Origin of the sequence: Pseudoflavonifractor sp. (assembly GCF_050943825.1) — a bacterium.
GTDB lineage: Bacteria > Bacillota > Clostridia > Oscillospirales > Oscillospiraceae > Pseudoflavonifractor.
The window spans coordinates 480,499-504,202 of sequence record NZ_JBMNPX010000001.1 but is presented as its reverse complement, the minus strand read 5'-3'; the positions used below and the strand labels follow the sequence as shown (position 1 = coordinate 504,202).

Sequence of the window (23,704 nt, the reverse complement as noted above, 5' to 3'; positions counted from 1 at the left end):
GCCTGCGGCCGCTGAAATTGCCATTAGAATTTGAAGCTGTCCTTCAGGCTCACGGACCGGTTGAACACCAGATGGCCGGGGGCGGAGTCCTTGCTGTCCACGCAGAAGTAGCCCTGGCGCAGGAACTGGAAGGAGGCGGGGGCGGCGGCGTCGGCCAGACTGGCCTCCACCTTGGCGCCGGAGAGCACCTCCAGGGAGTTGGGGTTCAGGCAGTCCAGGAAGCTCTTGTCGCCCGCGTCGGGGTCGGCGTCGGAGAACAGGTTGTCGTACAGCCGGATCTCCGCGTCCACGGCAGTGGCGGCGTCCACCCAGTGGATGGTGGCGCCCTTCACCTTACGGCCGTCGGCGGGATCGCCGCCGCGGGAGTCGGGATCATACTCGCAGAGGACCTCCACCACGTTGCCGTTCTCGTCCTTCACGCAGCCGGTACACTTGATGAGGTAGGCGCCCTTCAGGCGGCACTCGGGACCCTCGGGATAGAGACGCTTGTACTTGGGCACAGGGGTCTCCAGGAAGTCCTCGGACTCGATATACAGGTGGCGGGAGAAGGACACCTCGCGGGTGCCGTCCTCGGGACGGCTGGGGTTGTTCTCCACGGTGAAGGTCTCGCTCTGGCCCTCGGGGTAGTTGGTGACGGTGAGCTTGATGGGGCGCAGCACCGCCATACGGCGCAGAGCCACCTCGTTCAGGTCCTCACGCAGGCAGTGCTCCAGGAAGGCGAACTCCACGGTGGAGGCAGCCTTGCTCACGCCGTTGCGCTCGGAGAAGTTGCGGATGGAGCGGGGGGTGTAGCCCCGGCGGCGCAGGCCGCACAGGGTGGGCATACGGGGGTCGTCCCAGCCGGAGACCCGGCCCTCCTCCACCAGCTGGCGCAGCTTGCGCTTGCTCATAACGGTGTAGTTGATGCCCAGACGGGCGAACTCGATCTGCCGGGGCTTGGCGGGCAGGTCACAGTGGGCGATGACCCAGTCGTACAGGGGCCGGTGGTCCTCAAACTCCAGGGAGCAGAGGGAGTGGGTGATACCTTCCAGGGCGTCCTCGATGGGGTGGGCGAAGTCGTACATGGGGTAGATGCACCACTTGTTGCCCTGGCGGTGGTGATGCATGTGGTTGATGCGGTAGATAACGGGGTCGCGCATGTTGAAGTTGCCGCTGGCCAGGTCGATCTTGGCACGCAGGGTCATGCGGCCGTTCTCAAACTCGCCGGCACGCATGCGGGCGAACAGGTCCAGGGATTCCTCCACGGGGCGGTCCCGGTAGGGGGAGCGGGCGGGGGTGCTCACGTCGCCGCGGTACTCCTTGAACTGGTCGGGGGTCAGCTCGCAGACGTAGGCCAGGCCCTTCTTGATGAGCTCCACGGCGCAGTCGTACATCTTCTCAAAGTAGTCGGAGGCGTAGTAGAACCGGTCGCCCCAGTCATAGCCCAGCCAGTGGATGTCCTCCTGGATGGCCTCCACGTACTCCACGTCCTCCTTGGTGGGGTTGGTGTCGTCCATGCGGAGGTTGCACAGGCCGCCGTACTTCTCGGCGGTACCAAAGTCGATGAAGATGGCCTTGGCGTGGCCGATGTGGAGGTAGCCGTTGGGCTCGGGGGGAAAACGGGTATGGACGGTCATGCCTTGGAACTGACCACCCTGGGCGATGTCCTCGTCAATGAAATCATGGATGAAGTTTTGGGTCATGGTGGTGTTCAGCTCTTCGGTCATGTTGTTTCACTCCTTAAATGTTCCATTTCAGCCGGACCGCCCAAAGACAGCCGGCCAAATCCTTATTTTACCCGGTGTATACAAAAATTGCAATCTATTTCTTACAAAAAGGCAGAAAAATCCGACCGCGCCCGCCGTCATCCCACCACGTTGATGGGGCGGCCATCCAGGTAGGCGGCGATGTTCCCTGCCAGCAGGGAGATGAGCCGCTGCCGGGTCTCCAGGCCCTTCCAGCCCATGTGGGGGGTGAGGATGACGTTTTCCATGGTATAGAGGGGGTTGTCCGCCGCAGGAGGCTCGGTCTCCTGTACGTCCAGACCCGCACCCGCGATGGTTCCGGACTTCAGGGCGTCGATGAGGGCGGCCTCGTCCACCAGTGCGCCGCGGGAGGTGTTGATGAGGAAGGCGGTGGGCTTCATGAGGGACAGCGTGTCCCTGTTGATGAGGTGCCGGGTGGCGTCGGTAAGGGGACAGTGGAGGGAGACGTAGTCGCTGCGGCTGAGCAGCTCCTCCAGGCTGACGCAGGTCACGCCGGGGCCGTAGTCCCGGGGGGTGCGGCTGTAAACCAGCATCTCCATGTCCAGAGCCAGGGCGATTTTCATCACCCCACGGCCGATGTTGCCCGCGCCGATGAGGCCGATGGTCTTGCCGTTGACCTCCACGTGGTCCAGGCCCAGGCAGCGGGTGAAATTGCTCCGGTCGCCCCGCTCCAGCATCCGGATCTGGGCGCCCATGGAGGAACTGAGGCAGAGCAGGAGCATGATGGCCGTGTGGGCCACCCGCTGGGAGCTGTACGCCGGGATGTTGCACACGGTGATGCCTCTGGCCCTGGCGGCGGCCAGGTCGATGTTGTTGTAGCCGGTGCCCGCCTCACAGATGAGTTTTACCGAGTCGGGGAATTGAGCGATAAGCTCCGCCGGTACGGGCAGCTCCTTGGTCACGGCGATTTCGCAGCCCTGGAGCCGCTGGGGAATCTGCTCGGGCGTGCTGTCGTCATAGATGGTAACGTGGGGGGCCAGGGTGGTCAGGTTCAGCTTCCCGTCGTAGTTCATTTTCGCGGCGTTGAGCACCACGGTAGTTCCGTTCATTCCTATCCATCCTCTCAAAGGGGTGATTAAATTTACTATATCAGTATGGAGACAGGCTGACAAGAGAGGGGAGAAGATTTGTGTATTTTCAGGCTGCAAAAGGAGATGCTGCGTTATGCCGGCACTGACCAAGGCCCAAAGAGCCATGATGAGCAAGAATAAGGACGACTTGAAGCTGACCGCGCTGCCCGGCATCGGGCCGCGTATCGGCAAATACCTCAACGACATGGGCTTTTACCGCGTGGGAGATTTGAAGGGAGAGAATGCGGAGGACCTCTATGCCCGCAACAACGCGATCCGGGGCTTTGAGGACGACCCCTGTTTTCTCTATGTATTCCGCATGGCCATCTATTTTGCCGAGCATGACGTGCAGGACCCGGAGCTGCTCCAGTGGTGGAGATGGCGCAGGCCGGACGAGGGCCCCCAGGGCGGAAAGCACCCAGAGAAATAGTACAGGCCCGCCGGAACCATGTTCCGGCGGGCTTGCTTCATTCAGGCGGCAATCAGCGCGATGACGCCGATTACCCAGAGATGGAGGGGGTAGAAGAAATAGAAAAAGTACTTGGAGAAGGGGGTGTTGGGGCCGCGCTGGCCGTTGTAGAGCGCGATGAAGGGCAGTACGGAGATAAAGAGGAAATCCGAGTTGAAGCCCAGCATCAGCAGCGTCTCCCAAAGCGAGGGGTAGAGGTGGAACGCCGAAAAGAAGAGGAGAAGGGAGAAGCCCAGATACACAATATTGCGGACAAGGGGACGGCCGCGGAAGTAGAATGTAATCAGGATAAACGGCAGGATAACCGGGCCGCCTTCCGCGCAGATCAGCCCTGCGAACAGCACGGCGCAGCCGCCCACAATGCGCAGAGCGCGCTGCCAAAGCGGGGCGTCAGGCTGCGCGCCCGCCAGCAGGTTGAGCATGAGCACCCCGAGGGCCAGCGTGAGAAAGATATTGTTGGAAAGGGTCAGACCCTTACCGGCGGCCAGCAGGTTATAAAGCTGGTTTCCGAGCGCCATGACTGCCGCCCAGCCGAAGAGACGGAGGTTATAGCGCAGGCGGCTGCGGGTGTGCAGGAAGCCCTCCACGGCCAGATAGGCAAACCACACGCCCACACAGCGGGTGACCGCGTGGAACAGCGCGCTCAGTTCGGGCGGGAGCAGACCGGGGATGTGGTCCAGATGGTCCAGCACCATGAGCAGCGCCATAAAGAGCTTGAGTTCAAACGCATTCCATTTTCCTAATTTCATCAGACAGAAGGACACCTCTCACAACAAAAATTCAGCCTTGACAGGATATCAGGCGGCACGAAAGAACGTTTTAGAAATATTTGAAGTTTTGTTTAAGAAAAGAGGAAAGAAGCCTTTTGACAAGCAAAGCGGCGCGGGAATTTCCCGCGCCGCTGACAGTTATTCAGAGCATTACCGGGCGTAGGCGGCCCGGCCGGTCTCGTAGAGGTTGCCGCCCTGGGCGTCGATGGCCACAGTGAGAGGCAGGTCTTTGACGGTCATCCGCTTGACCGACTCGCAGCCCAGGTCCTCAAAGGCGATGACCTCCACGGTCTGAATGCACTTGGCGATGAGGGCACCTGCGCCGCCCACGGCGGCGAAGTACACCCCGCCGTTGCGGACCATGGCGTCCACCACGGCCTGGGACCGCTGGCCCTTGCCAATCATGGCACCCAGGCCCAGGTCCAGCAGCCGGGGGGCATAGGGGTCCATCCGGCTGGAGGTGGTGGGGCCGCAGGCACCCACCGCCATGCCCTGCTGCCCAGGAGTGGGTCCGGCGTAGTAGATGACGGCGTCCTTCAGGGGGAAGGGCGGCTCCTTGCCCTGATCCAGCAGGGCAAAGATGCGCTTGTGGGCGGCGTCACGGGCGGTGTAAATGGTGCCCGACAGCAGTACCCGGTCTCCGGCACGCAGGGTCGGAGCTACGGCAGGCAGCTGCTCGGTGGTGAGAGAGATGGTCTGCGCCATGGCTTATTCCTCCGTCAGAGGCGTGGGGGCCTTGGGGGGCTCACCCTCACGGCAGACCTGGAGCAGCTTCTCCAGGGCGGTGTCGTGCTCGGCAAACTCGGCGGTGATGTGCTCCAGGCTGCGGGCCACCCGCTCCAGCTCGCCGGAGGCGTGGGAGATGGTGGCGTCCACATCGGTGCGCAGGCGGTCGTATCCCGCCTCCACCCGGGTCAGCCACTGGCCCACCTGTTCCCGGGTCTCCCTGGCCTTTTTCTCCGCCTCGGCCTGGACGGCCTGGGCACGGTAGTGGGCGTCCAGCTCAATGCCGGCCACCCGGTCCTTGACGCCGGCGTAGGCCTCGGCATCCGCCTCCGAGCGGGACAGGCGGGACTGGGCGGCGGAGAGTTCCTCCTCTACCCGCACCAGCCGGGCGGTCTTCTCCTCCAGCTCGGCCCGGATGGCATCCAGCGCGTCGCTCTTCTCCTTCAGCTCGGCGGCCAGAGCCTCCGCACGGGCGGACAGCTCCTCCTCCCGGACAGCGGCGTCCGCCGCCTTCTTCTCCGCCTCGGAAGCGGCCTTGCGGGCCTCCTCCAGGTCTCTGTTCAGGACGGCTACCTTCTCCCGGTGCTGCCGGGAGGAGGTCTCCACATAGTTCAGCACATCCTGCTTATGAAATCCGCCGAAGGCCACCGTGCGGAACTGCTGCTCACTCATATGAGACACCTCGTCTTTCTGCGAAAATGGAATCGCAATCACAGACAGTATATCACATCTTTCCGACTGATACAATCGTTTGCGCCTTACGGATGGGCGGACTGACGGGAAAACCGCCCGAGAAATCCCACGGATATGGGGAGTTATGAATTGACGTTCCAGCGGAAGGGGTGATATAATATACTGATTTTGTATGCACATATGTTTTGAGGGATATGCTTATGTGGATTTCTGACAAGTGGAACGATTACGAATTGATTGACTGCGGCGGCGGGGAAAAGCTGGAGCGCTGGGGCAAGTATACCCTGGTGCGGCCCGACCCCCAGGCCATCTGGAACACACCCCGGGAGAACCGGCTGTGGCGGCGGCCTGACGCCCGGTACGCCCGCTCCTCCACCGGCGGCGGCCAGTGGGAGAAGAAGGACGTGCCCGAGCGCTGGCAGGTGTCCTACGGGGACCTGACCTTCAACATCAAGCCCATGAACTTCAAGCACACCGGACTCTTCCCCGAGCAGGCCGCCAACTGGGACTTTGCCCGGGAGCAGATTCGGAAGGCGGGGCGGCCCATCAATGTGCTCAACCTCTTTGCCTACACCGGCGGAGCCACTGTGGCCTGTGCCGCCGCCGGCGCCAGCGTGTGCCACGTGGACGCGGCCAAGGGCATGGTGGCTTGGGCCAGGGAGAATGCCAAGTCCTCCGGCGTGGAGGACCGGCCCATCCGCTGGATCATTGACGACTGCGGCAAGTTTGTGGAGCGGGAGATCCGCCGGGGCCGGAAGTACGACGCGGTGATCATGGACCCGCCGTCCTATGGACGGGGACCCTCCGGCGAGATCTGGAAGCTGGAGGAGAACCTCTACCCCTTTGTGGAGCTGGTGGCCCAGGTGCTCTCCGACGAGCCCCTGTTCTTCCTCATCAACTCCTACACCACAGGCCTTGCCCCCTCGGTGCTGACCTACATTCTGGAGACCGTGGTGTCCAGCAAGCACGGCGGCCGCACCGAGAGCGCCGAGCTGGGCCTGAGCGTCACCGAGACCGGTCTGGCGCTGCCTTGCGGCGCCACCGGGCGCTGGATGGCCGACCGGTAAAGAACAACAGGGAATGGGAGGCAAAAAATGGCCAATTCCATTGTAAAAACCGAAAATCTCCGCTTCTCCTACGAGGCCGAGGGAGGTCTCTCCCCGGTGGTGCTGGACGGGGTGGACCTGGAAATTGAAGAGGGCAGCTTTGTAGCGGTGCTGGGTCACAACGGGTCGGGCAAATCCACCCTGGCCAAGCACATGAACGCCATCCTGCTGCCCACCGGCGGCAAGGTGTACGTGGACGGCATGGACACCTGCGACGACGACCTGCTGCTGGACATCCGCCGCACCGTGGGCATGGTGTTCCAGAACCCGGACAACCAGATTGTGGCCAACGTGGTGGAGGAGGACGTGGCCTTCGCCCCCGAGAATCTGGGCGTGCCTCCGGAGGAGATCCGCCGCCGGGTGGACGAGGCCCTCAAGCTGGTGGACATGTACGAGTACCGGGAGCACGCGCCCCATCTGCTCTCCGGCGGCCAGAAGCAGCGGGTGGCCATTGCGGGCGTCATCGCCATGCGGCCCCGCTGCATCGTGCTGGACGAGCCCACCGCCATGCTGGACCCCATCGGACGCAGCGAGGTGCTGCGCACCATCCGCCAGCTCAACCGGAACGCGGGCATCACCGTGGTGCTCATCACCCACCACATGGACGAGGCTGCCCAGGCCGACCGATTAGTGGTTATGAGCAAGGGCAAGGTCATCGCTGACGGAGCCCCCCGGCAGGTGTTTCAGCGGGTGGAGGAGCTGAAGGCCGTGGGCCTGACGGTGCCCGAGACGGTGGAGCTGTGCTGGGAGCTGCGCAGGGAGGGGCTGGACGCCCCCCTGGACGCCCTCAGCGATGAGGAGTGCGCCAAGGCGCTGTATGAGCTGATCACCCGGTAAAACGGCATATTTTGCGGGCGTTACCTCCATATGAGGAATGCACCACTGATAAAAAGGACTGAAGTCATTGGAACCGATTATCCAGACGGAAAAACTCAGCCACATCTATTCCGCCGGCACCCCCTTTGAGCACGGCGCGCTGATTGATGTGGATTTCACGGCCTACCGGGGGGAGTACCTGGGCATCATCGGCCACACCGGATCGGGCAAGTCCACCCTGATTCAGCACCTCAACGGCCTGCTCAAGCCCACCTCCGGCCGGGTGCTCTTTGAGGGCAAGGACATCTGGGAGAGCAAGGAGCGCACTCATCAGACCCGCTTCCAGGTGGGCCTGGTGTTCCAGTACCCGGAGTACCAGCTCTTTGAGGAGACGGTGTATAAGGACATCGCCTTCGGACCCCGGAACATGAAGCTCTCCGAGGAGGAGATTGACCGCCGGGTCCGGGAGGCGGCGGCCTTCGTGGGCCTGTCCGATGCCATGCTGGAGCAGTCTCCCTTTGAGCTGTCCGGCGGCCAGAAGCGCCGGGTGGCCATTGCGGGCGTCATCGCCATGGAGCCCTCCGTCCTCATCCTGGACGAGCCCACCGCCGGTCTGGACCCGGTGGGCGTGGAGAGCATCCTGTCCAACATCCACGACTACCACGTGGCCAAGAACGCCACCATCATCATCGTCTCCCACTCCATGGAGGAGGTGGCCCGGACGGTGGACCGGCTGGTGGTGGTCAACGACGGCCGCATCCCCTTCGCCGGCACACCCCGTGAGGTCTTTGCCCACGAGGAGGAGCTGATTGCCATGGGCCTGGGCGTGCCCCAGGTGACCCGGGTGCTCCACCAGCTGAAAAAGCTGGGCGTGGACGTGGACGACACGGCGTACACCATGGAGCAGGCCAGAGCGGCTGTCATGGCGGCGTACAGAGCGCGGAAGGGGGCGGTGTAAATGGCGCTGAAGGACATTACCCTGGGACAGTATTTCCCCGGAAACTCCATTCTCCACCGCCTGGACCCCCGCACCAAAATCCTGCTTGTGGCCATGTATATTGTGGCCCTCTTCCTGGCCAAGCAGCTGGTGGGATACGGCATCATGATAGTGGTGCTGGCCTCGGCCATCGCCGTGTCCAAGGTGAAGCTGAAGACCCTTTTCCGCGGCCTCAAGCCTATTATGATTATTATCGTCATCACCGCCTTCCTTAACCTGTTCTGGACCCCCGGACAGACCATCTGGAAGTGGGGCTTCCTCAACCTGACGGTGGAGGGCATCTGGTCGGCCGTCTTTATGGTGCTGCGCATCTCCATGCTCATCCTGGGCACCTTCCTGCTGACCTACACCACCTCGCCCATTCTCCTGACCGACGGCCTGGAGAATCTGATGGGCCCCCTGAAGAAAATTCATGTGCCCGTCCATGAGCTGGCCATGATGATGTCCATTGCCCTCCGGTTCATCCCCACCCTCATTGAGGAGACGGACAAGATCATGTCCGCCCAGAAGGCCCGCGGCGCCGACTTCGATACCGGTGGCCTGATGGACAAGGCCAGGGCCCTCATCCCCCTGCTGGTGCCCCTGTTTATCTCGGCCTTCCGCCGGGCGGACGAGCTGGCTATCGCCATGGAGTGCCGCTGCTACCACGGCGGCGAGGGCCGCACCCGCCTGCGTCAGCTGAAATATCGCCGGGCTGACGTGGTGTTCCTGGTGTGCGGATTGGCAGTCTGCGTGGCCGTGGGCGTGCTGGGTCACTTCGGCCTGTGAAAAATTTTAAGAAATTTCTAATGAAAGCTCTATGATTTTATGAGAAATATCGCGTTAAAATTGATGTACGTGGGCACCGCTTATCACGGATGGCACCGCAGCGTATAGCAAACGTGCCGGTGGCACGTTTGTAGCGTAGGCTCCGACGGCTATGCCGGCGGAGGGGAAGTGAAGTAGAAGCAGAGAGGAAAGGCGTGGGAGGCCGTTATGCGGAATATAGCACTAAAACTGATGTATGTGGGAACGGCCTACCACGGATGGCAGATTCAGAAGAACGCCGTCACCGTGGAGGAGACCCTGGAGAAGGCCATCGCCTCGGTGGTGGGCCATCCGGTGAAGTGTACCGGCGCTGGCCGCACCGATGCAGGCGTCCACGCGGAGAACTATATCGCCAATTTCCGCACCACCTCCACCATCCCCTGCGACCGGCTGCCCCTGGCGGTGAACACCCGCCTGCCGGAGGACATTGTGGTGGTCAAGGCCACCGAGGTCCACGACGGCTTCAACGCCATCGGCTCCTGTATCAAAAAGGAGTACACCTACCGCATCTACAACTCCCGCATCCGCAACGCCTTTTTCGTTAACCGGGCCTGGTTCTACCCCAAGCACCTGGACGAGAAGATCATGCAGGCGGCGGCCGACCGGTTTGTGGGCACCCACGACTTCGCCGCCGTCCAGTCGGTGGGCACGGAGGTCCAGTCCACGGTGCGCACTGTGCACTACTTCAATATGACCCGCTCGGGTGATATGATTGAGTGCCGGGTGTGCGCCAACGGCTTCCTCTACAACATGGTGCGTGCCATGGTGGGTACCTGCGTGTACGCCGCAGAGGGCAAGTTCCCGCCCGAGGCGGTGAGCGACATTCTGGAGGGCCGCTGCCGCACGGCGGCGGGGCCCACCGCGCCTCCGGGCGGCCTGTATATGACCAAGCTGTGGTATGAGGAGGACGTACTCTGACGGGCAGAATTTTTAAGGAATTTGGTGCATACACATGAACGACAGACAGGAAGTGCCCAACGGCAAGAAAAAACCGAATATTCTGGTCCGTCTGCTGGCCTTTCTGGTGACATTGGCGCTGATTTTCGGCGCGGTGACCCTGGTGGTCTACCGGGACCGGCTGAATTTTGACGTCATCCGGCGGTACTTTGCCTACCGCAGTCTGGAACGCAACGACAGCGGACAGGCCGAGTCCTTTGCCCATGAGGGCAGCACCCGGGACATTTTTGTCTCGGCGGGGGAGAACCTGCTGGTGTGTTCCACCACCGGTGTGCGGCTCTTTTCCGGCAGCGGCACCCAGTATGCAAACGAGCAGATTGTGATGGAGCAGCCGGTGGCCATGGCAGCAGGGGAGTGGTCCCTGGCCTATGACGCCGGCGGTAAGAGCCTCTATCTCTTCCGGGATAAGGAGAAGGTGTTCTCCCTGGGCGCGGACAACGGCAAGACAATTCTCTCCGCCCGAGTCAATGAGAACGGCTGGCTGGCGGTGGTCACCCAGGCGGCCAGCTACAAAGGCTCGGTGACTGTGTACAACCCCCAGCAGCAGCCGGTGCTTCAGCTGAACCGGTCCAGCGGCTTTGTGATGGACGCAGTGGTGACCGAGGACGGGAAGTACCTGGCGACAGTCACCGTGAGCCAGAGCGGCGCGTCCTTTGCCAGCAGCCTGGACTTCTACCGGCTGGATCGGACTGAGGAGGAGACTGAGCCGGATGCCTCGTGCACCCTGGACGGCAGCGTGATTCTGGACCTGCGGGAGCAGGACGGGACCATGTGGGCCCTGGGGGATACAGGGGTGTTCGCCGTCTCTCTGGCGGAGAAGAACCTGGGGGAGCGGAAGGGAGCGTACAGCTACTCGGAGCAATACCTGAAGGAGTTCTCTCTGGAGGGGGACGGGTACGCGGCGCTGCTGCTGGGCAAATACCGGGCCGGTACTCAGGCCCAGCTGCTGGTGACTGACGAGGCGGGAGAGGTGACGGGCACGCTGGACATTGGCGAGCAGGTGCTCTCGCTGTCCGCGGCGGGGCGGTATATCGCCGTACTCACCGCCGACCGGCTGGACATCTATACCTCGGATCTCCGGCTCTATGACAGCCTGTCCGGCACCCAGAACGCACAGAAGGTGCTCATGCGGGCCGACGGTACCGCCATGCTCATCGGTGCGAAAACTGCCCGGCTCTACATCCCGGGCTGAGTAAGAAACCCTTTTCAGTGATTCCATACGGAGGTTCCCATGGCTTATCTGGTATTTGATATCGCAATTCTGGCAATTCTGGCCCTCTTCGCCTGGCGCGGTGCGTCCAGGGGCTTTGTACTCTCCCTGTGCGGCCTGCTGGCCGTTGTGGTGGCCTTTGTGGGCGCCAGCTTCCTGGCCAGCCTGCTGGCACCCAAGGTGGGCGCCGCCCTGGAGCCAAAATTCGCCCAGGTGATTGAGGAGAAGCTGGAGGAGCAGTTCCAGCAGTCCGACCCGGCGGGAGATGCCGCCGCAGGTCTGGAGGAGGGGGAGGACTACCCCCTGCAGGACGTGCTGTCCGTACTCCGGGACATGGGACTCTATGAGGACCTGGTGAACACCATCGACCAGGCGGTCCAGGACGGTATGACCGCCGTGGCTGCCAACGCGGCAGCGGCTGTGGCCGCCGCCATCGCCCAGTCTGTGGCCTATACGGTGATTTTCACCGTGGCCTTTGCACTGATTCTGATTGCGTGGAAGGTGTTCTCCCATGCGGTGGACCTGGTGGCAAAGCTGCCCGGTCTGAATTTCCTCAACAAAACCGGCGGCGCGGCCATGGGCCTGGTCAAGGGCGTGCTGATTCTCTTCCTGGTGGCCTGGCTCATCCAGTACTCCGGCAAGCTCATCCCGGAGGAGACCGTCCAGCAGACCCACCTGCTTAAGTTCTTCATGACCACCAATCCCATGACCCTGCTCCAGGGGCTGTAATGGAGCATTCCCCGCCATTCCACACAAATGAAGGTGTTAACGATGAATGTGCCCAATTTTCTCTCCCTGCTCCGGCTGGCCATGGTGCCTGTCTTTGCAGTGGTGTTCTTCCAGCCCATCTCCACGGCGCGGTACTGGGCGGTGGGTGTGTACGCCCTGGCCTTTGTCACCGACATCGCCGACGGATACATCGCCCGCCACTTCAACCAGATTACCCGCTTGGGGCGGATTCTGGACCCGCTGGCGGACAAGCTGATGACCTTTACCGTTATCGTCTGCATCACGGCGGCGGGCATCATCCCCATCTGGGCAGTGATCATCTTCTTCTGCAAGGAGGCGGCCATGGGCCTGGGCGCCCTGTCCATGCTCCACAAGATTGATGATGTCATCCCCTCCAACTGGCTGGGTAAAATCTCCACCTTCGTGTTCTTTGTGGTGTGCGCCGCTCTGGTGCTCTTTCCCCAGATTCCCCGGGCCTGGGCCACGGGCATGATCTCCTTCGCCCTGGCCCTGACCATTCTGGCCTTCCTCTACTACCTGTGGCTGTACATGAGCGTGCTGGGCAAGAAGAAGTAAGCAATACCCGTTGCGGCTGGAAAATAAAAAACCGAGTAAATTACCAGAAATTCATACCCAGTTCACAATTTCGCACTAGAATTTTTTCTCCGGGGCACAGTAGGGCCCCAAGGGGAGAAAACATCCCCCTTAAAGGAGCTGAACAATATGCAACCTACACTCTGTTCCAGATGTCATAAGAATGTGGCTGTTATCTTTATCCAGAAGATTGAGGGCGGCGAGACCAAGAGCGAGGGGCTGTGCCTCAAGTGCGCCCGGGAGCTGGGCATCAAGCCCGTTGAGGACATGATGAAGAAGATGGGCATCACCGACGAGGACCTGGATGGTCTGACCAACGAGATGCTCTCCGCCTTCGGCGGCGCCGAGGGTATGGAAGGTCTGGTGCCTCAGGGGGATGATCCGGACAGCGACGAGGACGACGAGGGCCGCACGGCCACCTTCCCCTTCCTCAACAAGCTCTTCGGCGGCGCTCAGGGCGGCGACAGCCAGCCCAAGGAGGAATCCCGCCCCCGTGAGGAGAAGAGCGGCAAGGAGCGGGCCCCCAAGCGGAAGTTTTTGGAGAACTACTGCATCTCCCTGACCCAGAAGGCTGCCGAGGGCAAGCTGGACAACATCGTGGGCCGGGACCAGGAGATTGAGCGCACCATCCAGATTCTCAACCGCCGCCAGAAGAACAACCCCTGCCTCATCGGCGAGCCCGGCGTGGGCAAGACCGCCATCGCCGAGGGCCTGGCCCAACGGATTTACTCGGGCAACGTGCCCTACAAGCTCCAGGACAAGGAGGTCTACCTGCTGGACCTGACCGCCCTGGTGGCGGGTACCCAGTTCCGCGGCCAGTTCGAGAGCCGGATGAAGGGCCTGATTGACGAGGTCAAGAAGCTGGGCAACATCATCCTGGTCATCGACGAGGTCCACAACATCGTGGGCGCAGGCGATGCCGAGGGCAGCATGAACGCCGCCAACATCCTCAAGCCCGCCCTGTCCCGTGGTGAAATCCAGGTCATCGGCGCCACCACCCTCACCGAGTACCGCAAGTACATCGAGAAGGACTCCGCCCTGGAGCGCCGGTTCCAGCCCGTCATTGTGGAGGAGCCCTCCATTGAGGACGCGGTGCGGATCATCATGGGCATCAAGTCCTACTATGAGAAGTACCACTTCGTCTCCATCTCCCCCGAGATGGCCCGGCTGGCCGTCACCATGAGTGAGCGGTACATCACCGACCGCTACCTGCCCGACAAGGCCATCGACCTCATCGACGAGGCATGCTCCGACGTGAACCTCCACAACGCCAGTCTGGCCCGGGAGGCCCAGCTGAAGAAGGAGCTGGAGGCCATCTCCAAGGAGCGGGAGGCCCTGGTGGCCGAGGCCAACAGCCGGGATTTCAAGCGCCAGAGCGACCTGAAGGCCAACGAGAACCGCCAGGCGGAGATCCGCCGGGAGCTGAACAAGCTCACCGACCAGTACAGCGCCCTGTCCGCCGCCGGCGGCCAGGAGGCCGGCATGAAGGACAACGAGCGGGAGCAGGCCCGCCTCCAGCGTGAGCTGCAGAAGCTGATTCAGGACCGGAACAGCCTCAACGCCTCCACCGGCGACGAGGACTACCAGCGTCTGGCCGTCATCAAGAGCCGGGAGCTCCAGCTCCAGCAGGAGCTGGACAAGCTGGAGGCCCAGAGCGCTCCGCCCCTGACCGTGGGCCACCTGGCCCGGGTCATCGAGCTGTGGACCAAGATTCCCGCCAGCCAGATTCAGGAGGCCGAGTATGAGCGCTTGGCCCAGCTGGAGAACCGCCTCAAGGAGCACATCATCGGCCAGGACGACGCGGTGAAGGCTGTGGCCGCCGCTGTCCGCCGCGGCCGCGTGGGCATCGCCTCCAAGCGCAAGCCCGTGTCCTTTATCTTCGTGGGCTCCACCGGCGTGGGCAAGACCGAGCTGGTCAAGCGGCTGGCCATGGACATGTTCCACTCCCCCGAGTCCCTCATCCGGCTGGATATGTCCGAGTTCATGGAGAAGTTCGCGGTGAGCCGCATCATCGGTTCTCCCCCGGGCTACGTGGGCTACGATGAGGCCGGCCAGCTCACCGAGAAGGTCCGCCGCAAGCCCTACTGCGTCATCCTCTTCGACGAGATTGAGAAGGCCCACCCCGACGTGCTCAACATCCTGCTCCAGATTCTGGACGACGGCCACATCACCGACGCCCAGGGCCGGAACGTGAACTTTGAGAACACGGTCATCGTCATGACCTCCAACGCGGGCAGCGAGGCCAAGGGCTCCGGCAGCGTGGGCTTCGGCCGCACCGCCGCCGAGCAGGGCCGTGAGCGGGCCATGAAGGCCCTGGAGAGCTTCCTGCGGCCTGAGTTCATCAACCGGGTGGACGAGATTGTCTACTTCAACCGTCTCAGCGAGGAGAACTTCAAGGCCATCGCCGGCATCATGCTGGGCGAGCTGAAGGGCACCCTGGCCGAGAAGGGTATCACCTTCACCTACGACGACAGCCTGCTGGACTACCTGGTGAAGAAGTCCTACTCCCTGACCTATGGCGCCCGCAACCTGCGCCGCCAGATTCAGAAGGACCTGGAGGACCCCATCGCCACCCGCATCATCGAGAGCTATCTCAACCCCGTCCGTACCCTGCATGCCTCCTCCGACGGAGAGACCGTGCAGATTACCGGCGAATAAGCAGCATAAAAGGGCCCCGTCTCACAAAACTGAGACAGGGCCCTTTTTATGTCCTTATTGCTGGATGGTGCGGAGAATCTCGCCCTCGGCGGAGATGACGGTGATGGTGAGGGGAATGTGCTTACCGGAGTTGGCCACGGCCAGCTCAGCGGCCCGCTGGATGCCGCCGCAGCAGGGCACCTCCATCCGGGCAACCGTGACGCTGCGCACGTTGTTGCGGCGGAAAATCTCGGTGAGCTTGTCGGTGTAGTCCCCCTCGTCCAGCTTGGGGCAGCCCACCAGCACCACACGGCCCCGGATAAAGTCCCGGTGGAAGGCGCCGTAGGCGTAGGCGGTGCAGTCGGCTGCGATGAGCACATCGGCGCCGCTGAGCCAGGGGGACATGGGGTTGACCAGCTTAATCTGCACCGGCCACTGCCGCAGCTCGCTGGGAATCTCACCGGCGGCAGCGGGGCGCTCCTGACGGTGAATAGCACGGCTCATGCTGCCTGGACAGCCGCAGGGCAGGGGAGCGGCAGCATTCTCCTTGGCCGCCTTGGCGGCCATGACGGCGGCGTGGTCATAGGCGGGGGCCTCCCGTTCCTCAAAGGTGATGGCTCCGGTGGGGCAGGCGGGGAGGCAGTCCCCCAGGCCGTCGCAGTAGTCCTCGCGGAGCAGCCTGGCCTTGCCGTCCACCATGCCGATGGCTCCCTCGTGGCAGGCCGCCGCGCAGGCGCCGCAGCCGTTGCACTTGTCCGCGTCAATCTTGATAATCTTCCGAATCATAGGGAAAACCCTCCTTGTATTTGTAAGGAAAGCATACTATACTGGTATCAAATTTTATGTTGCAGTTGCAACATGGGAGGAAAAAACATGGGAGGAAAAAACATGGGGAAATTTCTGCCGGTGCTCCAGAGGTCGCCTCTCTTCACCGGGATTTCAGAGCAGGATATGGAGACTATGCTGGACTGTCTGGGGGCGGTGGAGCGGAAATTCAGCAGGGGAGAGGCGGTGCTCCGGGCCGGAGAGCCTGCCCGCCGGCTGGGCGTGGTGCTGTCCGGGCGGCTCCAGGTGTGCCGGGAGGACCGGGAGGGACGCAGAACCGTGCTCTCCTCAGTACCTCCGGCGGGTATCTTCGGCGAGGCCCACGCCTGCGCCGGGACAGCCGCCCTGCCGGTGTCGGTGTGGGCGGTGGAGGACAGCGGCGTATTGCTGCTGGACATCGCCCGGGTGGTGGGCACCTGCCCTTCCTCCTGTACCTTCCACAGTCGTCTGGTCACCAACCTGCTCTCCGTGCTGGCGGGGAAGAACATCCTCCTATCTGCCAAGCTGGAGCACGTGTCCCAGCGGACCATCCGGGAGAAGCTGCTCTCCTACCTCAATGCCCAGGCGGCTCTGGCTGAAAGCGACTCCTTTGCCATCCCCTTTGACCGGCAGGCTCTGGCGGACTACCTCTGCGTGGACCGGAGCGCCCTGTCCCGGGAGCTGTCCGCCCTGCGGCGGGAGGGGATTCTGGAGGCGGAGAAAAACCGCTTCCGGCTACTGGGGCAGGGAGAAAAAATTTCTCCCCATATGTGAAACCTTTTGCTCCGTCCGTCCGTATATCAGGGCGAAACCGGTTTTAGGAAGAGAGGAGTGGCGGCATGGAGGATGAAAAGCTGGTGCGCCGCCTGCAGAAGGGCAGCCGCACGGCGTTGGAGCAGGCCATCAACCGATATACCCCCTATGTCAGCACCATTGTTTGGCGCACCCTGGGCGCCGCCGCCACCCGGGAGGACACGGAGGAGGTGGTCTCCGACGTGTTTCTCAGTCTGTGGTCCCACGCCCACGAGCTGGACCCCAAGCAGGACCTGCGTCCATGGCTGGGTGCGGTGGCCCGCAACCGGGCCACCGACTGCCTCCGCAGAACAAAGCCCACCGTACCGCTGCCGGAGGACGACGGACCGTCCCCGGTTGAGGGGCCGGAGGAGACCGCCGCCGCCAGGGACCAGGCGGAGCGGCTCTGGCAGGCGGTGGACGGCCTGGGGGAGCCCGACCGGACCCTCTTCCTCCGCCACTACTACTACGGCGAGAAGCTCAGCAAGGCGGTACGGGGGCTGGGCCTGAGCCCCGGCGCGGCCCGCATCCGCCTGTCCCGGGGCAGGAAGAAGCTCCGGGAGATTCTGACGAAAGGAGGGGAAGGACTGTGAGCAGCATGGAACGGCTCTGGAAGGACATGGAGCTGAACGGCCCATGCCCGGAAATCAACCCCGCTGATATTCGGCGCAGGGTGAACACCGCCCTCAATGCCGACCCCTCGGAGAGGAGCATCTATATGAGACAGAAAATCCGCATTGCCGCCGTGATGGCCGCCGCAATTATCGCCCTCACCGGAACCGCCCTGGCAGTGGGCACCAACTGGGACGCTCTGATGGAGCACCTGGGCATCTTCGCCCCCTATGTTCAGACCGTGGACGGTGTGTCCGTCACCGACCAGGGGCTGAAGGTCAGCGTGGTGGCGGCGCTCAGCGACGAGAGCGGCACCAAGGCCTATGTGTCGGTCACCGACCTGACCGGCGACCGTCTCAGCGAGAACCTGGCCTACAACGGCAGGCTGGGCAGCAGCTGCATCAGCTACGACCCTGAGACCCGCACCGCCCTGCTGGAGATGCCCATGATGACCAACCGGGACTTCAACAAGGACGGCAGCCTGACCCTGACCTTTGCCAGCTTCCAGCCCGGGTTCCGGGAGCTGACGGGCATCCCCTTCCCAGAGGAGGCCCTGAGCACCGCTACCCGCAGCAGCCGCCTGTTCACCGACGAGGAGCTGACCAAGAAGATGGTGAACTCGGGCACCGAGGTCAGGGGCCTGCTGCCCGGCCAGAACCCGGTGAAGCTGGAGGGCACCGACCTCATCTGGATTTCCTCCTCCGGCTTTGATGAAAACGGCGTGTTCCATATCCTGTACGAGATTGCGGAAGGGGTGCAGTGCACCGCAGACCCCACCCCTTTCATGGAGTTTGACGATCGGGAGATGCCCAGTTACAGAATCAACCAGATTGCCTGGGAGGACGGGCGATATCTGGACATCAGCTTCCCTGACAGCAATGTGTTTACCAGGGAGAGCGTCCCCCATCTGGAGCTGGGGGACATGGACATCAGGCTCTACACCGAGGAGGACATTGAGGGCAGCTGGGAACTGACCTTCTTCCCTGAAAATCTGCCCCAGCGGTCGGCTACCATGTCCGAGACCCTCAGCGGCATGTCCATGACGGGGGTGGACCTGACCGCCATCAGCCTCCGTCTGGAGCTGACCAGCAAGGGCGGCACCCCCGCCAACTATCCGGTCAGCGTCTACCTGGCCGACGGCACCCGGATTGACATCGAGGGCTGGGGCAGCATCACCGACCGGGACGACACCGCCATGGAGAAAGTCGTCATCGACGGCGTCACCTATTACAGGGTTGACGGTTCGGCGGACCCGTATGGGGAGCGGCACTACGCCGTCACCTGGTATTTCCCCGCGCCCATTGACCCGGCGCAGGTCACCGGCTTCTCCCTGGGCTACCGGATGTACGCCATCCAGGATGGCGCCGCCGTCCCCACCGGCTGGCTCACCCAGCTGCCCGGCGAGACCGACAAGTAAAGCAGCACCAAAAGAGAAGAGACGGCGGAGAATTTCCGCCGTCTCTTTTGCATTTCCCGTATGCGGAGCGCGAAAACGAAAAAGGTGAGAGCAGGTAACACTTTTTCGGCGGCACAGGAGGAGAGGACGATGTTATAATTTTAACGAGACCGGGCGGGAACCCGGATTTCAGTAAAAGAGGAGAGAAGAAGACATGAAAAGAAAGCTGTCCCTGCTGCTGGCCGGCGCGCTGTGTATCAGCCTGGCGGCCTGCACCAACACCGCGCAGCCCAGCGAATCCCCCTCCGTTCAGCCCACTGAGAGCGCTCCCGTGGGCACCGAGGGTACCGGCGCCCTGACCGCCGGCACCTACACCGCCAGTGCACCCGGCATGAACGGCCAGGTCACCGTGGAGGTCACTGTCACCGACAGCGCCATCGAGTCCGTTGAGGTTACCGAGCACCAGGAGACCACCGGTATCGGCGCTCCCCTCCTGGACAGCGACGGCAACGTGCTCCTGACCGCCGGCGAGGCCCCCATCACCAAGATTCCCGCTGAGATCGTGGCCCAGCAGAGCGTGAAGGTGGACACCGTGGCCGGCGCCACCATCACCAGCTATGCCGTCATCAACGGCGTCAAGGACTGCCTGGAGCAGGCCGGCGCCAACCTGGACGACTGGCAGAGCGAGACCGCGCCCGAGGCCCTGGCCGCTGACGCTTCCGCCGATGTGGTGGTTGTGGGCGGCGGCGGCGCCGGTCTGGCTGCCGCCATCTCCGCCGCTCAGAACGGTTCCTCTGTCATCGTGCTGGAGAAGAACGGCCTGGTGGGCGGCGACACTCTGGTCTGCGGCGGCATCTACAACAACCCCGATCCCGAGCTCCAGAGCAAGGTGGAGATGAGCGACTCCGTCAAGTCCACCATTGAGGCTGCTCTGGCCGAGGAGCCTGTCAGCGACGAGCACGCCGCCCTGCAGGCCGAGGTCAAGGCCCAGTGGGATGAGTACAAGGCCTCCGGCCGCACCGACCTGTTCGACAGCGCCGAGTGGTTCGCCCTCCAGACCTGGATCAACGGCGACAAGGTGGGCAATCTGGACCTGGTGAAGGTCCTGACCTACAACGCCGAGGCCGGCTACGACTGGATCCGCAGCCTGGGCATGGAGTACACCGACGTCATCGGTCAGGGCGCCGGCTCCCTGTGGCAGCGCACCCACTCCTCCGTCATGAACATGGGCACCGGAATGATCTCCACCTACATCAAGGAGATTGACAGCCTGGACAACGTGACCATCATGACCTCCGTCAGCGGCAAGAGCCTCATCCAGGATGAGAGCGGCGCCATTGTGGGCGTGAAGGCCGAGGACAAATACGGCAACGAGTGCACCATCGACGCCGCCAAGGGCGTGGTGCTGGCCACCGGTGGCTTCTCCGCCAACGGCGAGATGGTCCAGCAGTACAACACCTCCGGCAAGTGGGACGACCTGTCCAAGGTCATGACCACCAACCGCTTCAGCTGCTCTCAGGGCGACGGCATCACCATGGCCGTTGAGGTGGGCGCCTCCCTCACCGACATGGAGCAGGTCCAGCTGCTCTACCTGGGCACCACCAAGGACGGCACCATGACCAAGTATCCTCCCCGCTGCCTGAGCGGCACCGACCAGGTCATCTTCATCAACGCCGAGGGCGAGCGCTTTGTCCGTGAGGACGGCCGCCGCGACGAGATCTGCCTGGCCGTGCTGAACCAGACCGACAGCATGTACTACATCCTGGAGTCCGGCGACGGCGATTTCGTGGAGCTGGACAAGGCCGTCTCCGGCGACGGCTTCTCCTTCGACTACCTGGAGGAGAACGGCTACATCGTGGTGGGCGAGACTCTGGAGGAACTGGCCACCAAGCTGGGCATGGACCCCGCCACCCTCCAGGCCACCGTGGACACCTTTAACGCCGACGTGGACGCCGGTGTTGACGAGGAGTTCGGCCGCACCCTGTTCAACTGCAAGCTGGAGAACGGTCCCTGGGTGGCCACCGCCCGTACTGCCTGCGTGCACCACACCATGGGCGGCGTGACCATCGACACCGAGGGCCACGTCCTGGCCGAGGACGGCAGCATCATCCCCGGTCTGGTGGCGGCCGGTGAGGTCACCGGCGGCATCCACGGCGGCAACCGTCTGGGCGGCAACGCCGTGGTGGACACCGTGGTCTTCGGCAAGCTGGCCGGCGAGACCATCAGCAAGTAATCGCAGTTCCCACACCGCAGGGGGCGCGTCAGACCGCGTTCCCTGCGGTTTTTTATACTGCGGCTTGCCTCAGTGCCCGGGCGTCTGATATAATGAAAATGAAACCGGGCGAATACAGGAGAATCGTGAGGGAAACCCCATGGATACAAAACAAATCCTGACCTTTATCACCCTGGCGGAGACAAGCAACTACATCAAGGCGGCCGACCGGCTCAACTACGCCCCGTCCACCCTGGCAAAGCACATCCGCTGCCTGGAGGAGGAGCTGGGCACCAAGCTGGTGGAGCACCGGGACAACCGCATCCGTCTCACCCGGGAGGGGGAGCGGTTCTACGCTTACGCCCAAAAGCTGCTGGAGACCTACTGGGAGGCCATGGAGAAGGTGGCTGACCCGGCCTGCCTCACCGGCGGCGTGCGCATTGCCGGGGGAGAGCCCATCGTAGGCTTCAGCCTGTCGCCCTTCCTGCTGGATTTCTCCAACCAGTACCCCAAGGTGTCCGTCAATGTGCAGATGATCTGCTGTGCCCGGGTGCCCGCATGGCTCCGGGGGCGTGAGGTGGACATGGGCTACATCTACGAGATGGAGCAGATGGAGGACGACGTGTTTGAGCGGGTGTCCCTGTACAACGAGCCGGTCTGGCTGGTGACCACGCCGGGGAACCCTCTGGCGGAGCGGGAACAGGTCTGCTATCAGGACCTGCAGGACCAGAAATTCGCCTTTACCTATGACGACTGCTGCTTCACCATGGCCTTCCGGGACCGGATGCGGCAGCGGGGCATTGCCCCCGCCTCCGAGCTGTTTCTGGGCAGCGTCTCGGCGGTGATCAACAGCGTCACCCAGAGTGACCGGATTGCCCTCATCCCGCACTCCACCCTGCCCCATATCCCGGGGGCCTCCGGGCTGGTGCGGCTCAACTGGGTGGACGAGCCCCTCCGCTCCTGGGTGCAGATTGTCTACGACAAAAACCGGCATCTGAGCCACGTGGAGAAGGAGATGATCCGGCAAGCCCGCCAGTATGCCGCCGCACTGGTGGAGAAGGATGGCGAGGGTCAGCTCCACGCATAATGGAAACAAAACACGCCCCTGTCCGTACGGACAGGGGCGTGTTCATTGTCTCAAGGTCAGTCCTGACGCTGGACCAGGGCTTCACCGGCGGTGTAGATATCGCCGGCGCCCACGGTGAGAATCAGGTCACCGGGCCGGGCCAGCTCCGCCAGCGCGTCGGTCAGCTCGGGCAGAGTGGCGAAGTACCGGGAGCCGGGAATCTGGGCTGCCAGGTCCCGGGAGGAGATGCCGATGGTGTTGTCCTCGCGGGCGGCGAAAATCTCCGCCAGCAGGGTCACATCAGGCTCCCGGAGGACCTGGACGAAGTCGTCAAACAGGGCCTTGGTGCGGGAGTAGGTGTGGGGCTGGAAGGCACAGATAATCCGGCCGTAGCCCAGACCGCTGACGGCGGAGAGCAGGGCCTTCAGCTCACCGGGATGGTGGGCGTAGTCGTCATAGACTTCGGCGCCGTGGTAGCTGCCCTTGTGCTCAAAGCGGCGTGCAGCGCCCCGGAAGGCGGACAGACCCTCTTCCACGGCCTTGGCGGGCATGCCCAGCACAATGGCGGACGCGGCGGCGGCCAGAGCGTTTTTCACGTTGTGTTCCCCGGGCACCCGGAGGGACACGTGGGCAAAGGGCTGGCCCTTCCAGATGACGTCAAAGGTGGGCAGGCCCCGGCTCCAGGTCAGGTTGGCGGCGTGGACGTCGCCCTCCTCCAGGCCGAAGGTGACCATGGGACGGGTCTCGCCCTCCAAGGTGTGCATGGTGTTCTCGTCGTCCCGGTTGGCCACGATGACGCCGTCCTCGGGCACCAGGTCGGCAAAGGTGCGGAAGGACTTCTCCACGTCTTCCAGGTCCTTGAAGAAGTCCAGGTGGTCGGCCTCAATGTCCAGAATCACCGCCACGGTGGGGAAGAAGGAGAGGAAGGAGTTGCAGTACTCGCAGCTCTCCAGGATGATGGTGTCGCCCCGGCCCACCCGGTGGCCGGCGCCCAGCAGAGGCAGGGTGCCGCCGATCATCACCGTGGGGTCGGCCTGGGCGGCCATGGCAATGTGGGTGCACATGGAGGTGGTGGTGGTCTTGCCGTGGGTGCCCGAGATGCACAGGGCGTTCTTGTAGCCCCGCATGATGGCGCCCCAGGCCTGGGCACGCTCAAACACCGGGATGCCCCGGGCGTGAGCGCCGGAGATCTCGGGGTTGTCATCGTGGGCGGCGGCGGTGCGGATGACCAGCTTGGCGCCCTTCAGGTTCTCGGCCCGGTGGCCGATGGCAATGTCGATGCCCAGGGAGCGGAGATGCTCCACTGTGGCGCTCTCATGCATGTCGGAGCCGGTGATGACCATGCCCATGCCGTGGAGCACCTCGGCCAGGGGGGCCATGGACACGCCGCCGATGCCCACCAGGTGAGCGTGGCAGCCGTGGACGAAATAATCGTGAATATTTAAATCAGACACAGGGAGCACTCCCTTTTTTGAAAATATGAAATGATACTTGGC

General features: G+C 63.0%; 22 protein-coding genes. 15 read left to right on the top strand and 7 right to left on the bottom strand.

All coding sequences use genetic code 11. The features are described from left to right. Positions 1–23: 23 nt before the first annotated feature. Positions 24–1,706, bottom strand: a complete 1,683-nt coding sequence (locus ACOX7T_RS02310) for a glutamine--tRNA ligase/YqeY domain fusion protein (RefSeq protein WP_433439508.1) — start codon at positions 1,704–1,706, stop codon at positions 24–26. Between the two features lie 137 nt (positions 1,707–1,843). Next, entirely contained in the window at positions 1,844–2,794 is a 951-nt protein-coding gene (locus ACOX7T_RS02305; protein ID WP_433439506.1) for a 2-hydroxyacid dehydrogenase, read from the bottom strand. A gap of 115 nt (positions 2,795–2,909) precedes the next feature. Between ACOX7T_RS02305 and ACOX7T_RS02300 the strand changes: the two genes are divergently transcribed. Beyond that, entirely contained in the window at positions 2,910–3,245 is a 336-nt protein-coding gene (locus ACOX7T_RS02300) for a helix-hairpin-helix domain-containing protein (protein ID WP_433439504.1), read from the top strand. A gap of 41 nt (positions 3,246–3,286) precedes the next feature. Here ACOX7T_RS02300 and ACOX7T_RS02295 read toward each other — a convergent pair whose 3' ends face one another. The 3 genes from ACOX7T_RS02295 to ACOX7T_RS02285 form a co-directional block, all read right to left on the bottom strand. After that, complete coding sequence (locus tag ACOX7T_RS02295) at positions 3,287–4,033, bottom strand: TraX family protein (RefSeq protein ID WP_433439502.1); 747 nt, start codon at positions 4,031–4,033, stop codon at positions 3,287–3,289. 171 nt (positions 4,034–4,204) lie between these two features. After that, entirely contained in the window at positions 4,205–4,759 is a 555-nt protein-coding gene (locus ACOX7T_RS02290; protein WP_433439500.1) for a Fe-S-containing hydro-lyase, read from the bottom strand. Positions 4,760–4,762: 3 nt separating this feature from the next. Then, positions 4,763–5,452, bottom strand: coding sequence for a hypothetical protein (locus ACOX7T_RS02285; protein ID WP_433439498.1), 690 nt, complete (start codon positions 5,450–5,452; stop codon positions 4,763–4,765). Positions 5,453–5,673: 221 nt separating this feature from the next. On the opposite strand from ACOX7T_RS02285, the gene ACOX7T_RS02280 reads away from it, so the two are divergent. The 9 genes from ACOX7T_RS02280 (at position 5,674) to ACOX7T_RS02240 (ending at position 15,347) form a co-directional block, all read left to right on the top strand. Further along, entirely contained in the window at positions 5,674–6,540 is an 867-nt protein-coding gene (locus tag ACOX7T_RS02280; RefSeq protein WP_433439496.1) for a class I SAM-dependent methyltransferase, read from the top strand. A 27-nt stretch (positions 6,541–6,567) separates the two neighbouring features. Next, entirely contained in the window at positions 6,568–7,416 is an 849-nt protein-coding gene (locus ACOX7T_RS02275) for an energy-coupling factor transporter ATPase (protein WP_433439494.1), read from the top strand. Positions 7,417–7,483: 67 nt separating this feature from the next. Continuing rightward, on the top strand, positions 7,484–8,353 hold the full coding sequence (locus tag ACOX7T_RS02270; protein ID WP_433439492.1) for an energy-coupling factor transporter ATPase: 870 nt from the start codon (positions 7,484–7,486) through the stop codon (positions 8,351–8,353). Then, the gene (locus tag ACOX7T_RS02265) at positions 8,354–9,160 is read left to right on the top strand and encodes an energy-coupling factor transporter transmembrane component T family protein (protein ID WP_433439490.1); all 807 of its coding nucleotides are present in this window, start codon (positions 8,354–8,356) and stop codon (positions 9,158–9,160) included. 207 nt (positions 9,161–9,367) lie between these two features. After that, entirely contained in the window at positions 9,368–10,117 is a 750-nt protein-coding gene (gene truA, locus ACOX7T_RS02260) for a tRNA pseudouridine(38-40) synthase TruA (RefSeq protein WP_277215644.1), read from the top strand. A 34-nt stretch (positions 10,118–10,151) separates the two neighbouring features. Further along, positions 10,152–11,348, top strand: a complete 1,197-nt coding sequence (locus tag ACOX7T_RS02255; RefSeq protein ID WP_433439487.1) for a DUF5711 family protein — start codon at positions 10,152–10,154, stop codon at positions 11,346–11,348. Between the two features lie 39 nt (positions 11,349–11,387). Then, entirely contained in the window at positions 11,388–12,095 is a 708-nt protein-coding gene (locus tag ACOX7T_RS02250) for a CvpA family protein (protein ID WP_433439485.1), read from the top strand. A 42-nt stretch (positions 12,096–12,137) separates the two neighbouring features. Beyond that, positions 12,138–12,671 (top strand): CDP-alcohol phosphatidyltransferase family protein, encoded by a 534-nt coding sequence (locus tag ACOX7T_RS02245; protein WP_433439483.1) that lies wholly within the window; start codon positions 12,138–12,140, stop codon positions 12,669–12,671. A 147-nt stretch (positions 12,672–12,818) separates the two neighbouring features. Then, positions 12,819–15,347, top strand: a complete 2,529-nt coding sequence (locus ACOX7T_RS02240; protein WP_433439481.1) for an AAA family ATPase — start codon at positions 12,819–12,821, stop codon at positions 15,345–15,347. Positions 15,348–15,401: 54 nt separating this feature from the next. Here the strand turns inward: ACOX7T_RS02240 and ACOX7T_RS02235 are convergent, their stop codons facing one another. After that, entirely contained in the window at positions 15,402–16,112 is a 711-nt protein-coding gene (locus ACOX7T_RS02235) for an ATP-binding protein (RefSeq protein ID WP_294549510.1), read from the bottom strand. A gap of 102 nt (positions 16,113–16,214) precedes the next feature. Between ACOX7T_RS02235 and ACOX7T_RS02230 the strand changes: the two genes are divergently transcribed. The 5 genes from ACOX7T_RS02230 to ACOX7T_RS02210 all read left to right on the top strand — a co-directional run bounded on the left by ACOX7T_RS02230 (position 16,215) and on the right by ACOX7T_RS02210 (position 22,229). Further along, positions 16,215–16,904, top strand: coding sequence for a Crp/Fnr family transcriptional regulator (locus ACOX7T_RS02230; RefSeq protein WP_433439479.1), 690 nt, complete (start codon positions 16,215–16,217; stop codon positions 16,902–16,904). A 65-nt stretch (positions 16,905–16,969) separates the two neighbouring features. Continuing rightward, the gene (locus ACOX7T_RS02225; RefSeq protein WP_433439477.1) at positions 16,970–17,515 is read left to right on the top strand and encodes an RNA polymerase sigma factor; all 546 of its coding nucleotides are present in this window, start codon (positions 16,970–16,972) and stop codon (positions 17,513–17,515) included. Next, positions 17,512–18,951 carry a hypothetical protein gene (locus ACOX7T_RS02220; RefSeq protein ID WP_433439475.1) on the top strand — a complete coding sequence of 480 codons (1,440 nt, stop codon included), beginning with the start codon at positions 17,512–17,514 and terminating at the stop codon, positions 18,949–18,951. The genes ACOX7T_RS02225 and ACOX7T_RS02220 overlap by 4 nt, the downstream gene beginning before the upstream one ends. A gap of 193 nt (positions 18,952–19,144) precedes the next feature. Then, positions 19,145–21,163 carry an FAD-dependent oxidoreductase gene (locus tag ACOX7T_RS02215; RefSeq protein WP_433439473.1) on the top strand — a complete coding sequence of 673 codons (2,019 nt, stop codon included), beginning with the start codon at positions 19,145–19,147 and terminating at the stop codon, positions 21,161–21,163. Between the two features lie 139 nt (positions 21,164–21,302). Continuing rightward, on the top strand, positions 21,303–22,229 hold the full coding sequence (locus ACOX7T_RS02210; RefSeq protein WP_433439471.1) for a LysR family transcriptional regulator: 927 nt from the start codon (positions 21,303–21,305) through the stop codon (positions 22,227–22,229). A gap of 56 nt (positions 22,230–22,285) precedes the next feature. Here the strand turns inward: ACOX7T_RS02210 and murC are convergent, their stop codons facing one another. Further along, positions 22,286–23,662 (bottom strand): UDP-N-acetylmuramate--L-alanine ligase, encoded by a 1,377-nt coding sequence (murC, locus tag ACOX7T_RS02205; protein WP_433439469.1) that lies wholly within the window; start codon positions 23,660–23,662, stop codon positions 22,286–22,288. Positions 23,663–23,704 lie beyond the last annotated feature (42 nt).

Coding starts and splice junctions, on each gene's coding strand:
- ACOX7T_RS02225 (WP_433439477.1), top strand. CDS start 16,970: ATGGAGGATGAAAAGCTGGTGCGCCGCCTGCAGAAGGGCAGCCGCACG.
- ACOX7T_RS02255 (WP_433439487.1), top strand. CDS start 10,152: ATGAACGACAGACAGGAAGTGCCCAACGGCAAGAAAAAACCGAATATT.
- ACOX7T_RS02230 (WP_433439479.1), top strand. CDS start 16,215: ATGGGGAAATTTCTGCCGGTGCTCCAGAGGTCGCCTCTCTTCACCGGG.
- ACOX7T_RS02265 (WP_433439490.1), top strand. CDS start 8,354: ATGGCGCTGAAGGACATTACCCTGGGACAGTATTTCCCCGGAAACTCC.
- ACOX7T_RS02240 (WP_433439481.1), top strand. CDS start 12,819: ATGCAACCTACACTCTGTTCCAGATGTCATAAGAATGTGGCTGTTATC.
- ACOX7T_RS02300 (WP_433439504.1), top strand. CDS start 2,910: ATGCCGGCACTGACCAAGGCCCAAAGAGCCATGATGAGCAAGAATAAG.
- truA (WP_277215644.1), top strand. CDS start 9,368: ATGCGGAATATAGCACTAAAACTGATGTATGTGGGAACGGCCTACCAC.
- ACOX7T_RS02210 (WP_433439471.1), top strand. CDS start 21,303: ATGGATACAAAACAAATCCTGACCTTTATCACCCTGGCGGAGACAAGC.
- ACOX7T_RS02215 (WP_433439473.1), top strand. CDS start 19,145: ATGAAAAGAAAGCTGTCCCTGCTGCTGGCCGGCGCGCTGTGTATCAGC.
- ACOX7T_RS02310 (WP_433439508.1), bottom strand. CDS start 1,706: ATGACCGAAGAGCTGAACACCACCATGACCCAAAACTTCATCCATGAT.
- ACOX7T_RS02235 (WP_294549510.1), bottom strand. CDS start 16,112: ATGATTCGGAAGATTATCAAGATTGACGCGGACAAGTGCAACGGCTGC.
- ACOX7T_RS02280 (WP_433439496.1), top strand. CDS start 5,674: ATGTGGATTTCTGACAAGTGGAACGATTACGAATTGATTGACTGCGGC.
- ACOX7T_RS02275 (WP_433439494.1), top strand. CDS start 6,568: ATGGCCAATTCCATTGTAAAAACCGAAAATCTCCGCTTCTCCTACGAG.
- ACOX7T_RS02285 (WP_433439498.1), bottom strand. CDS start 5,452: ATGAGTGAGCAGCAGTTCCGCACGGTGGCCTTCGGCGGATTTCATAAG.
- ACOX7T_RS02305 (WP_433439506.1), bottom strand. CDS start 2,794: ATGAACGGAACTACCGTGGTGCTCAACGCCGCGAAAATGAACTACGAC.
- ACOX7T_RS02290 (WP_433439500.1), bottom strand. CDS start 4,759: ATGGCGCAGACCATCTCTCTCACCACCGAGCAGCTGCCTGCCGTAGCT.
- ACOX7T_RS02245 (WP_433439483.1), top strand. CDS start 12,138: ATGAATGTGCCCAATTTTCTCTCCCTGCTCCGGCTGGCCATGGTGCCT.
- ACOX7T_RS02295 (WP_433439502.1), bottom strand. CDS start 4,033: ATGAAATTAGGAAAATGGAATGCGTTTGAACTCAAGCTCTTTATGGCG.
- ACOX7T_RS02250 (WP_433439485.1), top strand. CDS start 11,388: ATGGCTTATCTGGTATTTGATATCGCAATTCTGGCAATTCTGGCCCTC.